Below are 14,512 nucleotides of genomic sequence, written 5' to 3' on the forward strand. Positions count from 1 at the left end.
ATAGAGGAAGAGGAGGACGTCATGCAAGCATCCCGTTGGACCCCGATCTGTGCCCTGGACGACATCGTTCCCAACACCGGCGTCTGCGCGTTGGTGGAAGGTGACCAGGTTGCCGTGTTCCGCGTGGGCGGCAACACACCGCAAAGCGTGTACGCCATCGGCAACTACGACCCGAACTCCGCCGCCGCCGTGCTCTCGCGCGGGCTGGTCGGCAACCTGGGCGAGCGCATTGTCGTCGCCTCGCCCATCTACAAGCAGCATTTCGACCTGACCACGGGCGAGTGTCTGGAAGCGCCGGCCAACTCCGTGCATGCCTACGCAACCAAGGTGGAAGACGGCAAGGTCTGGGTAGCGGCATGAGCCGCAAGCCGTAAGCCGCGGCCATGGCCGCCGGCACTGAGTGAATCAAATGACCGACAACCTTCAGGAGAAGGCAGCATGAACGCCAAGACCGTACGCCCCAAGCTGGTCGTCATCGGCAACGGCATGGCCGGCATGCGCACGGTCGAAGAGTTGCTCAAGCTGGCGCCGGACCTGTATGACGTCACCGTGTTCGGCGAAGAGCCGCACGGCAACTACAACCGCATCCTGCTGTCGCCCGTGCTGGCGGGCGAGAAGCAGGTTGACGACATCATGCTCAACACGCGTGAGTGGTACGACGAGAACCACATCACGCTGCACGCGGGCGACCCGGTGGTCGCCATCGACCGCCCGCGCCGCACGCTGCGCTCGCGCGACGGCGTGGAGGTGCGCTACGACCGCCTGCTGATCGCCACCGGCTCGCGGCCGTTCATCCTGCCGGTGCCGGGGCACCTGCTTCCGGGCGTGATCGCCTTCCGCGACATTCAAGACGTGGAGACGATGCTGGAGGCGGCCCGCAACCACCGGCATGCGGTCGTCATCGGCGGTGGCCTGCTTGGGCTGGAAGCCGCCAACGGCCTGATGCGTCAGGGCATGGACGTGACCGTGGTGCACCTGCCCGACAGCCTGATGGAGCGCCAGCTCGACAAGCCGGCCGCCAAGCTGTTGCAGAAGGCGCTGGAGGCCAAGGGCCTGCGCTTCTTGTTGGGTGCGCACACGGCAGAGCTACTTGGCACCGACCGCGTGACTGCCGTCCGCTTCAAGGACGGCACCCAAATTCCCGCCGACCTCGTCGTCATGACTGCCGGCGTACGCCCGAACATTGAACTTGCAAAGGCCGCCGGCCTGCACTGCGAGCGCGCCATCATCGTCGACGACACGCTGCAAACCTACGACCCGCGCATCTACGCCGTCGGCGAATGCGTGCAGCACCGCAGCGCAACGTTCGGTCTGGTTGCACCCATCTGGGACCAGGCCCGTGTGTGTGCCGCGCACCTGGCCGGTGCCGGACACCGCCGCTATATCCAGCAGGCCACGGCGACCAAGCTGAAGGTCACGGGCGTGGACTTGTATTCCGCTGGCGATTTCATTGGCGGCGACGGCACCGAAGACATCGTGCTGCGCGACCCGCGCCGTGGCGTCTACAAGCGCCTTGTGCTGAAGGAAGACCGCATCGTCGGCGCGGTGCTGTACGGCGATGTGGCTGATGGCCCGTGGTATTTCGACATGATCCAGCGCCAGACCCCGATCACACCGATTCGCCAGCGCCTGTTGTTTGGCCGTGCGCTGTGCGAAGCAGAAGCCGCCTGATCTCTGATCTGCCTGACACCCAAGGCCATCTCATGACGATGACGACCATCCCCATCCACCCGGCAGTCGAGACCGCCGCCAACACAGTGCGTACCACCTGCCCGTACTGCGGCGTGGGCTGCGGCGTGCTGGCGACCCCGCAGGCGGATGGCAGCGTCGGCATTGCCGGGGATCCGGCGCATCCGTCCAACGCTGGGCGCCTGTGCGTGAAAGGCTCGGCGCTGGGCGAGACCGTCAGCCTGGACGGCCGGCTGCTATATCCGGCCATGCGCGAGCGCTCGCATGACGCGGACGCTGCGCAGCTCACCAAGCCGGCGCCATTGCAACGCGTCTCGTGGGAGACCGCGCTCGATGCCGTCGCGCAAGGTTTTCGCCGCATCGCTGAAGAGCACGGCCCGGATTCCGTGGCGCTCTACGTCTCAGGCCAGTTGCTGACCGAGGATTACTACGTTGCCAACAAGCTGATGAAGGGCTTCATCGGCACGGCCAACATCGATACCAATTCGCGGCTGTGCATGTCGTCGGCCGTGGCCGGGCACAAGCGCGCGTTTGGCGAAGACCTCGTGCCCGTCTGCTATGACGATCTGGAAACGGCAGACCTCGTCGTGCTGGTGGGCTCCAACACGGCGTGGTGCCACCCGATCCTGTTCCAGCGCATCGTGCGTGCCAAGGAAGCGCGGCCGGAGATGAAGGTGGTGGTGGTTGACCCGCGCCACACGGCCACGTGCGAGCTGGCCGATCTGCATCTGCCCATCAAGCCCGGCACCGATGTGTGGCTGTTCAATGGCCTGCTGTCGTTTCTCTCGCGGCGCGGTGTGGTGGACCGGAACTTCGTCACGCTGCACACCAACGGCCCGGACGCCGCCCTGGAAGCCGCAGGCACCGAGAGCCACGACGTCGAAGCCATCGCCAAGGCCTGCAAGCTCAAGCTCGACGATCTGCTGACGTTCTACAACTGGTTTGCCGAGACTGAACGCACCATCACAGCGTTTTCGATGGGCGTCAACCAATCGACAGCGGGCACGGACAAGGTCAACAGCATCATCAACTGCCACCTGCTCACGGGCCGCATCGGTCGCGCCGGCATGGGGCCGTTTTCGATTACCGGCCAGCCGAATGCGATGGGCGGGCGCGAAGTGGGCGGTCTGGCCAACATGTTGGCGGCGCACATGGAACTGAACGAGCCGTCGCATCGCGATCTCGTGCAGACGTTCTGGGGCGCACCGCGTATGGCCGACAAGGTGGGCCTCAAGGCGGTGGACCTCTTCAACGCCATTGAGGACGGGCGCATCAAGGCCGTGTGGATCATGGGCACCAACCCCGTGGTCAGCTTGCCCGATGCGGACCAGGCGCGCCGTGCGCTGGCCAAGTGCGAGCTCGTCGTTGCTTCCGACATTGTTGAAGCCACCGACACCACCGTTCTGGCCGACATCCTGCTGCCCGCGCTGGGCTGGGGCGAGAAAGACGGCACCGTGACGAACTCCGAGCGCCGCATCTCGCGCCAGCGCGCCTTTCTGCCGGCACCCGGCGAGGCGCGCGCCGACTGGGACATCATCGCCGACGTGGGCCGCCGCATGGGTTACGACGGCTTCGACTTCAAGAGCCCGGGCGATGTGTTTGATGAACACGCACGCCTGTCGGCCTACGCCAACGATGCGAGCGGCACGCGTCGTGCCTTCCATCTGGGCGGCCTGACGGGGCTTGATGCCGACGCATACAACGGTATGTTGCCGGTGCAATGGCCCATCGCAACGTCAGGCAACAGCGAAGCGCGCCTCTTCAACGATGGCCGTTTCGCTCACTCCGATGGCCGCGCGCGTTTCGTGCCGACGCCTGCCCGTGCGCCCGCGCATGCGGCAGATGGCGAATATCCGCTCATCCTCAACACCGGCCGTGTGCGCGACCAGTGGCACACCATGACGCGCACTGGCCGCGCGCCCAAGCTGGCGGACCACGTGCCCGAACCGTTTGTCGATCTGCACCCGCACGATGCGCTGCTGGCCGGCGTGCGCGAAGGCAACCTGGCGCGCGTGTCGTCGCGCTGGGGCAGTGTGGTGGCGCGCGTGCGCATGACGGGCGGCATCGCGCGCGGCAGCGTGTTCGTGCCGATCCACTGGAACGGCCAGTTTGCTTCCGATGCGCGTGTGGGCGCGGTCGTCAATCCGGTGGTCGACCCGGTGTCGGGCGAGCCAGAGTTCAAGCACACGCCGGTGATGGTTGAGCCGTTCGATGTGGCGTGGCACGGCTTCGTCCTCTCGCGCAGCGCACTCGACACCGACGATGCAACCTGGTGGACGCGCATTCAAGGCAAGCAGTTCGTGCGCTATGAGCTGGCCGGCCGGCAACAGCTGGGCTCCGTACACGATTGGGCGCGCACGCTGCTGGGCGTGACCGACCCACATGCCGATTGGCTCGAATATGAAGACACCACCGCGCGTGTCTACCGCGCCGTGCACGTGGTGGATGACCGCATCGAAGCCTGCGTGTTTTTGTCACCCCGTCCGGACCTGCCGTCGCGCAACTGGCTCGCGGGCCTGTTCGCGCAAGAGCGCCTGGAAGACGTCGATCGCGCGGGCGTGCTGCTCGGCCAGCCGATCGAAGCGGGCGTCGATGTGGGGCCAACCGTCTGCTCCTGCTTTGGCGTGGGCCGCAATACCATCTGCGATGCCATCCGCACCAAGGGTCTGCAATCGACCGGCGAGATCACGGCTTGCCTGAAGGCGGGCGGCAATTGCGGGTCGTGCGTGCCGGAACTCAAACGGCTGCTGGTGGAGGCGCGCGTGCAGCAGGCCGCATGACCTCTGCGTCACGTTACGCGCCAGACCGCTTTTATGCCCGGGTAATATTGACATCAAATTAAACCCGGGTAGAATTCGTTCCTGTTGAAACTTCAGCAGGAGCGCTTCTCATGGATGCCGCAGCAATCCCCGCGTGCACGGCGTTTGCCGGCACCCAACGCCTGGCCGGCGGTCCCGTCCGCGATGTCGCACGGGCCGTCAAGACGCACCTCGATGCGCATCCCGATTCGCAGGTGCTGGTGTTCGACAACACCAGCGCACAGCCCGTGGAGTTCGACTTGCGCGGCACGGTTGAAGACGTGGTTGCGCGCATCGATCAACCCGCACCATCTGCCGCTGAACCCGCCGAATCTGAAAGCCGCCCGCGTGGCCCTGGCCGCCCCAAGCTGGGCGTGATTGCCCGCGAGGTGACCTTGCTGCCGCGCCATTGGGATTGGCTGGCCGCGCAGCCGGGCGGGGCGTCGGTTACGCTGCGCAAGCTGGTGGAAGACGCGCGCCGTGCCGCCGAAGGCGCAGACCGTCGCCGCGTTGCGCAAGAGGCGGCGTACCGCTTCATGTCCGCCATGGCCGGCAACGCCGCAGGCTTTGAAGATGCCACACGCGCCTTGTTTGCCGCGGATGCCATGGCGTTCGAATCCCTTACCCAATCCTGGCCCGCCGACGTGCGCGACTTTGCGCGCGAACTGGCGAGTCAGGCATTCAATCCTCAACAGGAGGCTGCATGACAGCGCCTGCTGCTCGCCCGTTGTGGCGAACATTCATTGCATTCCTCGGCCCGCTGATCCTGGCCAACATCCTGCAATCGTTGTCGGGCACGCTCAACAACGTCTATGTCGGACACATGCTGGGCGTGAAGGCGCTTGCCGCGGTGTCGGCATTCTTCCCGATCCTGTTTTTCTTCATCGCCTTCATCATCGGGCTGGGCTCCGGGGCGGCGGTGTTGATCGGGCAGGCTTGGGGCGCCAAGAAGCCCGAGGCGGTCAAGACCGTTGCGGGTACCACGCTGTCGGTGGGCTTTATCGTCGGGCTGGCGGTGGCGCTGCTGGGCGGGCCGTTTGCAAACGCGTTGCTGGGGTGGCTCGGCACGCCGGCCGACATCCTGCAGGACGCCACGCTTTACGCCAGCGTCATGCTCTATGCCATGCCGGGCCTGTTCGTCTACTTGCTTGCCACGGCGATGATGCGTGGCGTGGGCGACACGCGCACGCCGTTGCGCACGCTCGCGCTGTCGACGTCGATCGGACTGGTGCTGACGCCCACCTTCATCCGCGGCTGGTTTGGCTTGCCGCAGCTGGGTGTGGCAAGCGGCGCCGTGGCCACCATCATCTCGTTCACGGTGGCGCTGGTGTGGCTCGCCTTCTTCCTGCGCCGGCGCAATCATCCGCTTGCGCCTGATGCCGTGTTTGCGCGCCACCTGTGGGTCGATTTCGGGGTGCTCAAAACCGTGCTGAAGATCGGCGTGCCGACGGGCGTGCAGCTTGTGGTGATCTCGATTGCCGAGCTGGCGCTGCTGTCATTCGTCAACGGTTTCGGCTCCGACGCGACGGCCGCTTACGGCGCCGGTACGCAGATCATCAGCTACGTGCAGTTTCCTGCCATGTCGATTGCGATTACGGCGTCCATCCTCGGCGCGCAGGCCATCGGCTCGGGCAATACGGAGCGGCTCGACGCCATCATGCGCACCGGGCTGTGGCTCAACGTGGCCATTACCGGCGTGCTGGTGGTGATGGCGTTGCTGTTCTCGCGTGCCGTCATCGGCTGGTTCACCACGAACACGGAAGTGATGAGCCTTGCCCAGAGCCTGCTGCATATCTCACTGTGGAGCTCGGTCATCTTTGGCATGGCGAGCGTCTTCTCGGGCGTGATGCGCTCTAGCGGCACGGTGATGGCGCCCACGGCCATTTCCATCCTGGCCATTGCGGCGGTGGAAGTGCCGGTGGCCTGGGTGCTGAGCCGGCATATCGGCACTGACGGCATCTGGGCTGCATACCCGGCCGCCTTCCTTGCCATGTTCGTGATGCAGGGGCTGTATTACGCGCTCGTGTGGCGCCGCCGCGCGCAGCGGTTCGGCATCCGCCGCATGGTTTGACGCACCGCCGCCGGCTGCCACAGGTGCGGCCGGCGGCGGAGCGCGTGTGGCTTACGCCACGTTCTCGCGCAAGGCCTTCTTGTTGATCTTGCCAACGCTCGTCTTCGGAATCTCCGCCACGAAGGCGATACGGTCCAGTTCCGGCACGGCGTACTTGCTGATGCGTTTGGCTTCAGCGTGTGCCAGCAGGCAGTCGCGGATGGCCTCAGCCTTCAGGCGCCCACCGGGCTTGCCGACGACAAACGCCATCGGCCGTTCGCCCCACTTCGCGTCGCGCACACCGATCACTGCGCTTTCCTGCACGCCCGGCACCTGGGCAATCAGGCTTTCCACCTCAATGGACGACACCCACTCGCCGCCGGTCTTGATCACGTCCTTGATGCGGTCGACGATCTGCACAAATCCATCGGGCGTCATGACGGCGATGTCTTGCGTGTGCAGGTAGCCGCCCGCCCACAGCTCTTCCGATGCGGCCGGCTTGTTGAAGTAACCCTGCGTGAGGTACGGCGTACGCAGCACGATCTCGCCCTGATGCTTGCCGTCGTGCGGTACATCGCGCAGATGCTCGTCGACGATGCGCAGTTCGGCCAGCGGCACCGGGCGCCCTGTGGCGCAGCGCATGCGGATTTCTTCCTGCCGGTCTGCGGGCTTGCGGCCCGGCGGCAGTTGCGCCAGCGCCACCACGGGGCCGGTTTCCGACATGCCATAACCGGCAAACACATCAATGCCTCGCGCGAGCGCCGCCTCGCACAGCGCCGGAGACAACGCCGAGCCGCCAATGAGGACCTTCCATCCCGACAGATCGTGCATGCCGCCTTCCGCCGCCTGCAGCAGCATCTGCAGGAGCGTCGGCACGCAATGCGAGAAGGTGACCCGCTCCGTGTCGTGCAGCTTGAGGAGAAGATCGGCCGCGTAGCGCCCCGGCAGAACGACCTTCAGGCCCAGCATGACGGCGATGTACGGCATGCCCCACGCCAGGACGTGGAACATCGGCGTGATCGGCATGTACACGTCTTCGCGGTGCAGGCGCTGGCCATCGCGCGGTGCGCAGAGCGTCGTGGCAGTGGCCATGGTGTGCAGCACGATATCGCGGTGGCTGTAGCTCACGCCCTTGGGGTCACCGGTCGTGCCCGTCGTGTAGAAGGTTGCGGCCCGCGTGTGTTCGTCGAAATCGGCAAATGCAAAATCGGGCGATGCATGGGCGAGCAGCGCCTCGTACTCGCCTGCCACCGGCAGCGTGGTGTGCGGCATGGGGGCGTTGTCGGCCAGCACCACAACGTGGCGCACGCTCGTCAGTTCGTTCCAGATCTCTTCCATCAGCGGCACGAAGTCGGCGTGTACCAGCACGACCTCGGCCTGTGCATCGTTGAGCGTGTAGAGAATCTGCTGGGCTGAGAGTCGCACGTTCACGGTGAACAGCGTTGCGCCCATCATCGGCACGCCAAAGTAGCACTCGAGGTAGCGGTGGCTGTCCCAGTCCATGACGGCCACGGTCGAACCGTGTTGGACTTCCAGCGCGCTCAGTGCCGATGCGAGCCTACCGATGCGTTCACGAAACGTGCGATAGCTGTAGCGCAGCGCACCGCGATAGGTGATTTCCTGCTCGCCGTAGAGGCATTGCGCATTGGTCAGCAAGTGCTTGACGAGCAGCGGATACGTATACGCCGAAGGTGTCGGGGTGATGAGGTTCGCATGCATGTTGAATGGTCTCGTTCAGTGTGCGGGTTCGTATCGCGCGTGGCGAATCAGCTGGCGTCTTCCAGCTGGATAACGACGTGGCCGTCGGTCTCCTGAACGGGGTAGGTTTTCAGGCACAGGCCGCCGGGCCCAGGCATGCAACCGGTGGCGAGATCGAAGCGCAGGCCGTGTGCTGGACACTGCAATACGCTGCCGTTCAGACGCCCGCCCGCCAGCGATGCGCCGTTGTGCGGGCAACTGTTGTCGATGGCATGAAGCTGGCCTTCAACGTTGAACAGGACGATGCTGCGGCCGTTGACGAAGACGAGCTTGCGTTCTCCGGCGCTCAGTTCGCCGGCCGAGGCCACGGTGACATTGCACGCCATGGTGTTCACTGCGCGTCCTCTTGCGATTGCGGTGGCGATAGCGACAGCGCGTTCTGCATGGCGCGCACCAGCGTGCTTGCCGGATGCGCACCGGAAATCACCACGTCCGAGTTGAAGATGAAATGCGGCACCCCGGAAACGGTCACGCCGCGGCCCACTGGCTTGCAGACGCTGGGTGGGCACGCGCCGGGCGCCATCGCGTGGGCGATGTCATGCTCGAACTCCAGGCGCTGCAGCACGCCTTCGTTGCCGATGTCGGCGCCTTCCAAAAAATAGGCACTGAAGATGCGCTCGATGAGCTGGGCTGGCTTTCCACCCGCGTCGACCCGGCGATATTTCCGAACCACACCGTGCGCGCGCTCGGTATTGGGCAGGACATTGATGCGTGTGAAATCGAAGTCGATGCCGGCCGCTTGCCCGGCGCGCTGCACCTGAGCACGTCGCATCGACACAGCAGTGGGGCTGCCCAGGCGGCTGAGATAGAACGCCTGATAGGGCAATCCCTCAGCCGGCGTGTCCGGTAGCAGCGGATACGGGCGCCACCGCACCTTCGTCTTCACCTCCGGATGCAGCGTCGCTAACGTGCGCAGGGCGCTGGCCAGGTGGCGCGTACCTATCCAGCACCACGGACAGATGAAGTCGAAGAAGACATCGACGGTGAGCTTGGTGCGTGGGTGGATTGCGCCGCGCGGACTTGCCTGCATGGGCCGCTCAATCGAGTTCATGGATCAGGGCTTCCGCCATGGGCCACGGGCCGAAGCCGGCGGCAGGGTTCAAATGACCGACGTCTCCCAGATCGACCAGACGGCTGCCCCAGTCGGCCGCCATGCCGGCCACGCGCCCGAACGATGCCAACGGATCGTTCCGACTGGCGGCGACGATGCTTGGAAACGGCAGCGGACGCCGGGGGCAGGGCAGCCAGCCATTTTTCTGCAGCACGTCCTGCGTGGGGTAGCCCGACGGCAACTGTGTGTCGAGATCGGCCGGGGTGGCCAGCAGGGCGCCGTGAATCTTGCGCGCGTGCCGCTTGGCCCAATGCACGGTGATCATCACGCCTGCGCTATGCGCCACCAGGATCACCGGGCCGTCGATGGCGCTGACGGCTTTGTCCAAGGCCACTATCCGTGCCGCGCAGCTCAATTTGTCGGCTTCCAGCGGCGGGACCGACGAGGCCTTGTGGCCTGCCGCTCGGAGTTTGCCCTCGAGCAACGTCTGCCAGTGTTCGGCCACGTGGTCGCGCAGGCCGGGCACCATGAGGATGGTGGGAGAAGTGTTGGACAACGTCATGATGAAACGCCATGAAGAAAAAACGAGGAGGTCACCCTCCTCGAATGCCGACCGGGGAGACGGCGGAGTCCGCCTCCCGTGGTGTGGGCCGCTCAGAACTTGTGGCGAATACCGACGGCCGCGCCGAGCATGCTGGTCTTGCCGGCACCCAGGCCGTAGCCGGTGGCGTTGAGGTCCACCGTGGCCTGGTCGAGCGCCAGGCCCGCGTTGCGCGCATAGGCCGTGGTCAGGTACAGATCGGTGCGCTTGGAAAGGGTGTAGTCGGCAATGAACGCGACCTGCCACGGGTTGGCCTGCGTGGACGGCGCGCTGTTGATGGTCTTGATCTTCTGGTACGAGTATTCGAGCGAGAGCATCACAGCGTTTGTCGCCTGATAGTTCACGCCGGCCCAGAAGTAGTCGTCGCGCAGCGCCACGCTGCCGTTGGCGTTCTTGTTCTGGCCCCAGCGGTAGCCGCCCATGACCTTGAACACGTCGCCAACGAGGTAGCTGCCCGCCAGCGCCGCCTTGCGCACGGTGCCGGAGCTGAACGCGCCACCGCCCAGCGGGGCGCTGGGGTTGTACTGGTCATATGCGAGCGTGGCACCCAGCGGGCCAGCCGAGTACGCCACCCCGGCGCCATAGCCGCTGTCGCGCCGGGCTTGGCCGGGCACCTCGCCGTTGCCGCCGCCGGCGGGGTTGGCGCTCGGGGCGCCGGTGCCGAACGACCAATGCGCCTGCGCAGTCACCGGGCCGAAGTTGCCCGTGTACATGGCGGTGTTGTCGGACCGGAAATTCACGCCGGTCTGCACGGCGGCCGGTTCGTACTGCGTGGAATACGCCATCGGCTCGAAGTTGGCCAGCAACTGGAAGAGCGTCGTGTACTGGCGGCCGAAAGTGAATTGCCCGATCGTGCTGCTCTTGAGCCCAACGTAGGCCTGGCGCCCGAACAGCCGGCCGCCTTGCTGCGATTGGCCCGTGTCGCTTGCAAATCCGCTTTCGAGCACGAACAGCGCGCTCAGGCCGCCGCCAAGGTCTTCCACGCCACGCAAGCCCCAGCGCGAGCCTGACAGGCCGCCGCTTTGCATCGACACGCGGTTGCCCGAGCTGCCCGGTGTGGCGCCCGCCAGATTGGTCGCATATTCGATGTTGGTATCCACCACGCCGTACAGCGTGACGCCGGATTGTGCGCAGGCCGCGCCGGCGCAGGCCAGCAGTGCAGCGGGGGCGATGTGCTTCGTCTTCATGTTGCAGGGTCTCCTCTTGGTGTTATCGCCGACGGGTCCGATGTGTCCCGACGATCGTTAGAACGGCTTGCCGCCGATGATGCCGGCGCGTTCCATCTTGCGATGGCACGGCGCGTAATCCATGACCGCGTAGTGCTGCGTGGCGGTGTTGTCCCAGATGGCCACGCTGTTGGGTTTCCAGCGCCAGCGCACCTGGTATTCAGGAATGTAGGCCTGGCTGATCAGGTAGCGCAGCAGCTCCGATGCACCTGTCGTGGCGTCCTGCCCGTAGCGCACGCGCCCAGGGGTGTGGTAGTTCGTGAAGTGGGTCGTGAAGCCGTTCACGTACAGCACCTTCTCGTCCGTTTCGGGGTGCGTGCGCACCACGGGGTGTTCCGGATCGGGGTACTGCGCCTTGAGTGCGAGACGCTTTTCGATGGGCATGGCGGCACCAAAGCTGGCCTCGATGCTGTGGCGGGCGCGCAGGTTTGCAATGTCGCGCTTGACGTCTTCCGGCAGCTTCTCGTACGCCAGCGCCATGTTGGCCCACATGGTGTCGCCGCCCACGGGCGGGCATTCCACGCAGCGCAGCACGGCGCCAAACTGCGGCGCCTCGCGCCAGGTGGTGTCGGCGTGCCAACAGTTTTCGTAGCGGTCGTTCGGGTGGTCGGGCGTCTTGTAGATGCGCACCAGGCCCGGGTGTTCCGGGTCGCTACCGGCCACGGGGTGGTCTTCCAGATCGCCAAAGCGGCGGGCAAACGCGACATGCTGCGCGCGGCTTAACTCTTGATCGCGCAGGAAGATCACGCGGTGCTTGAGCAGCGCGGTGCGGATTTCGCTGAACAGGCCTTTGTCTTCGATCGCGTCACTCAGTTGCACGCCGGTCAGTTCGGCACCCAGGGCGTTGGTCAGTTGTTCGATACGCATGGCGGCCCCTCAGATGACGAAGACGGACGAACCCGTCGTCTTGCGCGATTCCAGATCGCGGTGTGCCTGCACGGCGTCTTCCAATGCATAGCGTTGGTGGATCTCGATCTTGATGCGACCGGCGGCCACGTGATCGAACAGCTCGCCGGCAAGCTCGGCTTTCTCGGCCGGATCAGCGATGTAATCGGCCAGGGCCGGGCGGGTGAGGTAAAGCGATCCCTTCATCGCCAGCAGTTGCGGGTTGAACGGTGGGATCGGGCCAGATGCCGTGCCCACGCACACCATCAGGCCGCGTCGCTTGAGCGAATCGAGCGAGGCATCGAAGGTGGCCTTGCCCACGCTGTCGAACACCACGTTCACGCCCACGCCGTCGGTCAGTTCGCGCACGCGTTTTGCAACGTCTTCGTGCGCGTAGTTGATGACGTGGTCGCAGCCGTGCGCGCGGGCGATGTCGGCCTTGGCTTCGCTCGATACCGTGCCGATCACGGTCAGCCCAAGCAGCTTGGCCCACTGCGAAACGATGAGCCCCACGCCGCCGGCGGCCGCATGCAGAAGGATCGTGTTGCCCTTCGCAAACGGGTAGATGCGGCGCAGCAGGTAGGCCGACGTCAGGCCGCGCATGGTCATGGCGGCGGCGGTTTCGCAGGCAATGGCGGCGGGCAGCTTGATGAGTGGTGCGGCCGGAATGAGCCGTTCGGTGCTGTACGCACCCAGCGTGTTGATGAAGCCGGTGTAGGTCACGCGATCGCCCACGGCGACATTGCTCACGCCATCGCCCACGGCTTCAACGATGCCTGCTGCTTCCACGCCCATGCCGGCGGGGCGGGGTACGGGATAGAGGCCCGAGCGGAAGTAGGTGTCGGCAAAGTTCAGGCCAACGGCTTCGTGGCGCAGACGGACCTGCCCCGGGCCCGGTTGGCCCACTTCGACGGTCTCGCAGCGTAAGACCTCGGGGCCGCCGGTTTCATGAAAGCGGACTGCGGTTGCCATGGATGTCTCCTGGATTCTTTTTCAGATGTTTGGGGTGCGCGCCGCCCGCGCGGCTCGCTTGGCGAGACGCGGTCAAGGCGGGAGAGGGGAGATGCCTTGTGGCGGCGCGCGGTTAGCGGAGTCAGGCCGTCATGCGGAAGCCACGGCGGCTGGTGCAGCGGTGGGCGCTGCGTCGATCGACACGTTGGCCACGCGCTTGAGTTCAGCTTCGTAGCTGCGTGCGGCCAGCAAGAAGCAGCCTGCTGCAACCACGCCGAAGATCGGCATCACTGCCAGGGCGGTCTGCAGGCCCCATGCATCGGACATGGCACCGCCCACAAACGGCCCGATGGCCAGGCCGAACAGGTTCTGGAACAGCGAGAGCACCGCAGCTCCGGTTGAGCGCACGCCGGGGTGCACCACGTCGAACACCACGCTGGAAGCCGGGGCCACCGTGCACGTCATCAAGAAGCCGCCGAAGGCGATCAGGAGGAACTGCTGGTTGGCCGGCATGGCGGTACCAAAGGCCGTCATGAACACGAGCAGCGTGACCACCGCCAGCACAGCCACCGCAATCAGCCGGTTGCGCTGGCGGCGCGCTGCAACCACATCGGCCACGACACCCCACACGAAGGCGCCCAGCGCACCGCACAGCACCACCAGTGCGGCTTGCATGGCAGCGCGGTCCGGCGGTGTCCCGTGATAGCGATTCAGGTAGCTCGGCAGCCACGCCCAGATGGTCGACACGACGATCAACTGGAAGGCTGCGCCCAGGCACGTCCACCATAGCGTGCGCGAGCTGGTGAGCGCGCCCGCAACGCGTTGCAGGAGCGTGCCAGCGGGTTGCCGCACTTGCGTGCCACCAGCCGCCATCGCCACCGTTTTGTAGTCCGGCACGAACATATAGAGCAGCGCCAGCACCAGCCCCGGTACGCCCACCACGCCAAATGCCGCCTGCCAGCCCCAGCGCGCTGCAATCACGCCACCGAGCAACACGCCCAATACCGAACCGACAGATGCCGCGGCAAAGAAGGCGCCCATCAACGTGGCGCGCAGGCGCTTGGGAAACAGGCTGGCGATGAGCGCCGCGCCCACCGAGCCGTAGCCGGTCTCACCCACGCCCACGATGGCACGCGCGGTGAAGAGCTGTCCGTAATTGCGCGTGAACATGCACGAGATCGTTGCCAGGCTCCATACGGTGGCCATCACGACGATGCTCTTGACGCGGCTGTAGCGGTCGGCCAACAGCGCCACCGGCAGGCCACCCACCGCCACCACGATCGAGATGACCGAGACGAGCGCGCCAAGTTGCTTGTCGGACAGCGCCCAGGCTGTCTTCAGATGCGGGAAAAGCGACACGATGACTTGCCGGTCGATGTAATCGAACAGCATCAGTGCAAAGGTCATTGCAAACGCAAACCACGCCTGGGGTCGGCCGACGAGGTAGCCGTCGTGGTGGTCTGCGCGCGGGTCGGCGGCATGCAGATTCATGGTTGTCTCCGA

At 65.5% G+C, this 14,512-nt stretch carries 13 protein-coding genes; 5 read left to right on the forward strand and 8 right to left on the reverse strand.

The window, feature by feature from the left end; genetic code table 11:
- Nucleotides 1–21 precede the first annotated feature (21 nt).
- The 5 genes from nirD (at nt 22) to ACCD03_RS06235 (ending at nt 6,558) form a co-directional block, all read left to right on the forward strand.
- Complete coding sequence (gene nirD, locus ACCD03_RS06215) at nt 22–360, forward strand: nitrite reductase small subunit NirD (protein WP_413411108.1); 339 nt, start codon at nt 22–24, stop codon at nt 358–360.
- A 78-nt stretch (nt 361–438) separates the two neighbouring features.
- Nucleotides 439–1,671: an NAD(P)/FAD-dependent oxidoreductase gene (locus ACCD03_RS06220; RefSeq protein ID WP_316674779.1), complete on the forward strand. Its 1,233-nt coding sequence runs from the start codon at nt 439–441 to the stop codon at nt 1,669–1,671.
- 32 nt (nt 1,672–1,703) lie between these two features.
- Nucleotides 1,704–4,469 (forward strand): molybdopterin-dependent oxidoreductase, encoded by a 2,766-nt coding sequence (locus ACCD03_RS06225; protein WP_413411109.1) that lies wholly within the window; start codon nt 1,704–1,706, stop codon nt 4,467–4,469.
- Nucleotides 4,470–4,579: 110 nt separating this feature from the next.
- Nucleotides 4,580–5,194, forward strand: a complete 615-nt coding sequence (locus tag ACCD03_RS06230) for a DUF2239 family protein (RefSeq protein WP_413411110.1) — start codon at nt 4,580–4,582, stop codon at nt 5,192–5,194.
- Nucleotides 5,191–6,558 carry an MATE family efflux transporter gene (locus tag ACCD03_RS06235; RefSeq protein WP_413411111.1) on the forward strand — a complete coding sequence of 456 codons (1,368 nt, stop codon included), beginning with the start codon at nt 5,191–5,193 and terminating at the stop codon, nt 6,556–6,558. The genes ACCD03_RS06230 and ACCD03_RS06235 overlap by 4 nt, the downstream gene beginning before the upstream one ends.
- 51 nt (nt 6,559–6,609) lie before the next feature.
- Here ACCD03_RS06235 and ACCD03_RS06240 read toward each other — a convergent pair whose 3' ends face one another.
- From ACCD03_RS06240 to ACCD03_RS06275, 8 genes are all read right to left on the reverse strand, one after another.
- Nucleotides 6,610–8,256, reverse strand: a complete 1,647-nt coding sequence (locus ACCD03_RS06240) for a fatty acid--CoA ligase (protein ID WP_413411112.1) — start codon at nt 8,254–8,256, stop codon at nt 6,610–6,612.
- A gap of 47 nt (nt 8,257–8,303) precedes the next feature.
- A complete protein-coding gene (locus ACCD03_RS06245; protein ID WP_413411113.1) occupies nt 8,304–8,621 on the reverse strand; it encodes a Rieske (2Fe-2S) protein in 318 nt (105 codons plus the stop codon).
- A 5-nt stretch (nt 8,622–8,626) separates the two neighbouring features.
- Entirely contained in the window at nt 8,627–9,325 is a 699-nt protein-coding gene (locus tag ACCD03_RS06250; RefSeq protein ID WP_413411114.1) for a DsbA family oxidoreductase, read from the reverse strand.
- Between the two features lie 7 nt (nt 9,326–9,332).
- Entirely contained in the window at nt 9,333–9,908 is a 576-nt protein-coding gene (locus ACCD03_RS06255; protein ID WP_413411115.1) for an RBBP9/YdeN family alpha/beta hydrolase, read from the reverse strand.
- 92 nt (nt 9,909–10,000) lie between these two features.
- Entirely contained in the window at nt 10,001–11,134 is a 1,134-nt protein-coding gene (locus ACCD03_RS06260; protein WP_253534742.1) for a porin, read from the reverse strand.
- Between the two features lie 57 nt (nt 11,135–11,191).
- A complete protein-coding gene (locus tag ACCD03_RS06265) occupies nt 11,192–12,040 on the reverse strand; it encodes a TauD/TfdA dioxygenase family protein (RefSeq protein ID WP_413411116.1) in 849 nt (282 codons plus the stop codon).
- A 9-nt stretch (nt 12,041–12,049) separates the two neighbouring features.
- On the reverse strand, nt 12,050–13,030 hold the full coding sequence (locus ACCD03_RS06270) for a quinone oxidoreductase family protein (protein ID WP_253534738.1): 981 nt from the start codon (nt 13,028–13,030) through the stop codon (nt 12,050–12,052).
- A gap of 129 nt (nt 13,031–13,159) precedes the next feature.
- A complete protein-coding gene (locus ACCD03_RS06275; RefSeq protein ID WP_413411117.1) occupies nt 13,160–14,500 on the reverse strand; it encodes an MFS transporter in 1,341 nt (446 codons plus the stop codon).
- Between the last annotated feature and the right edge of the window lie 12 nt (nt 14,501–14,512).

It is taken from the genome of Ralstonia sp. Ralssp135, assembly GCF_047304345.1.
Lineage (GTDB): Bacteria > Pseudomonadota > Gammaproteobacteria > Burkholderiales > Burkholderiaceae > Ralstonia > Ralstonia chuxiongensis.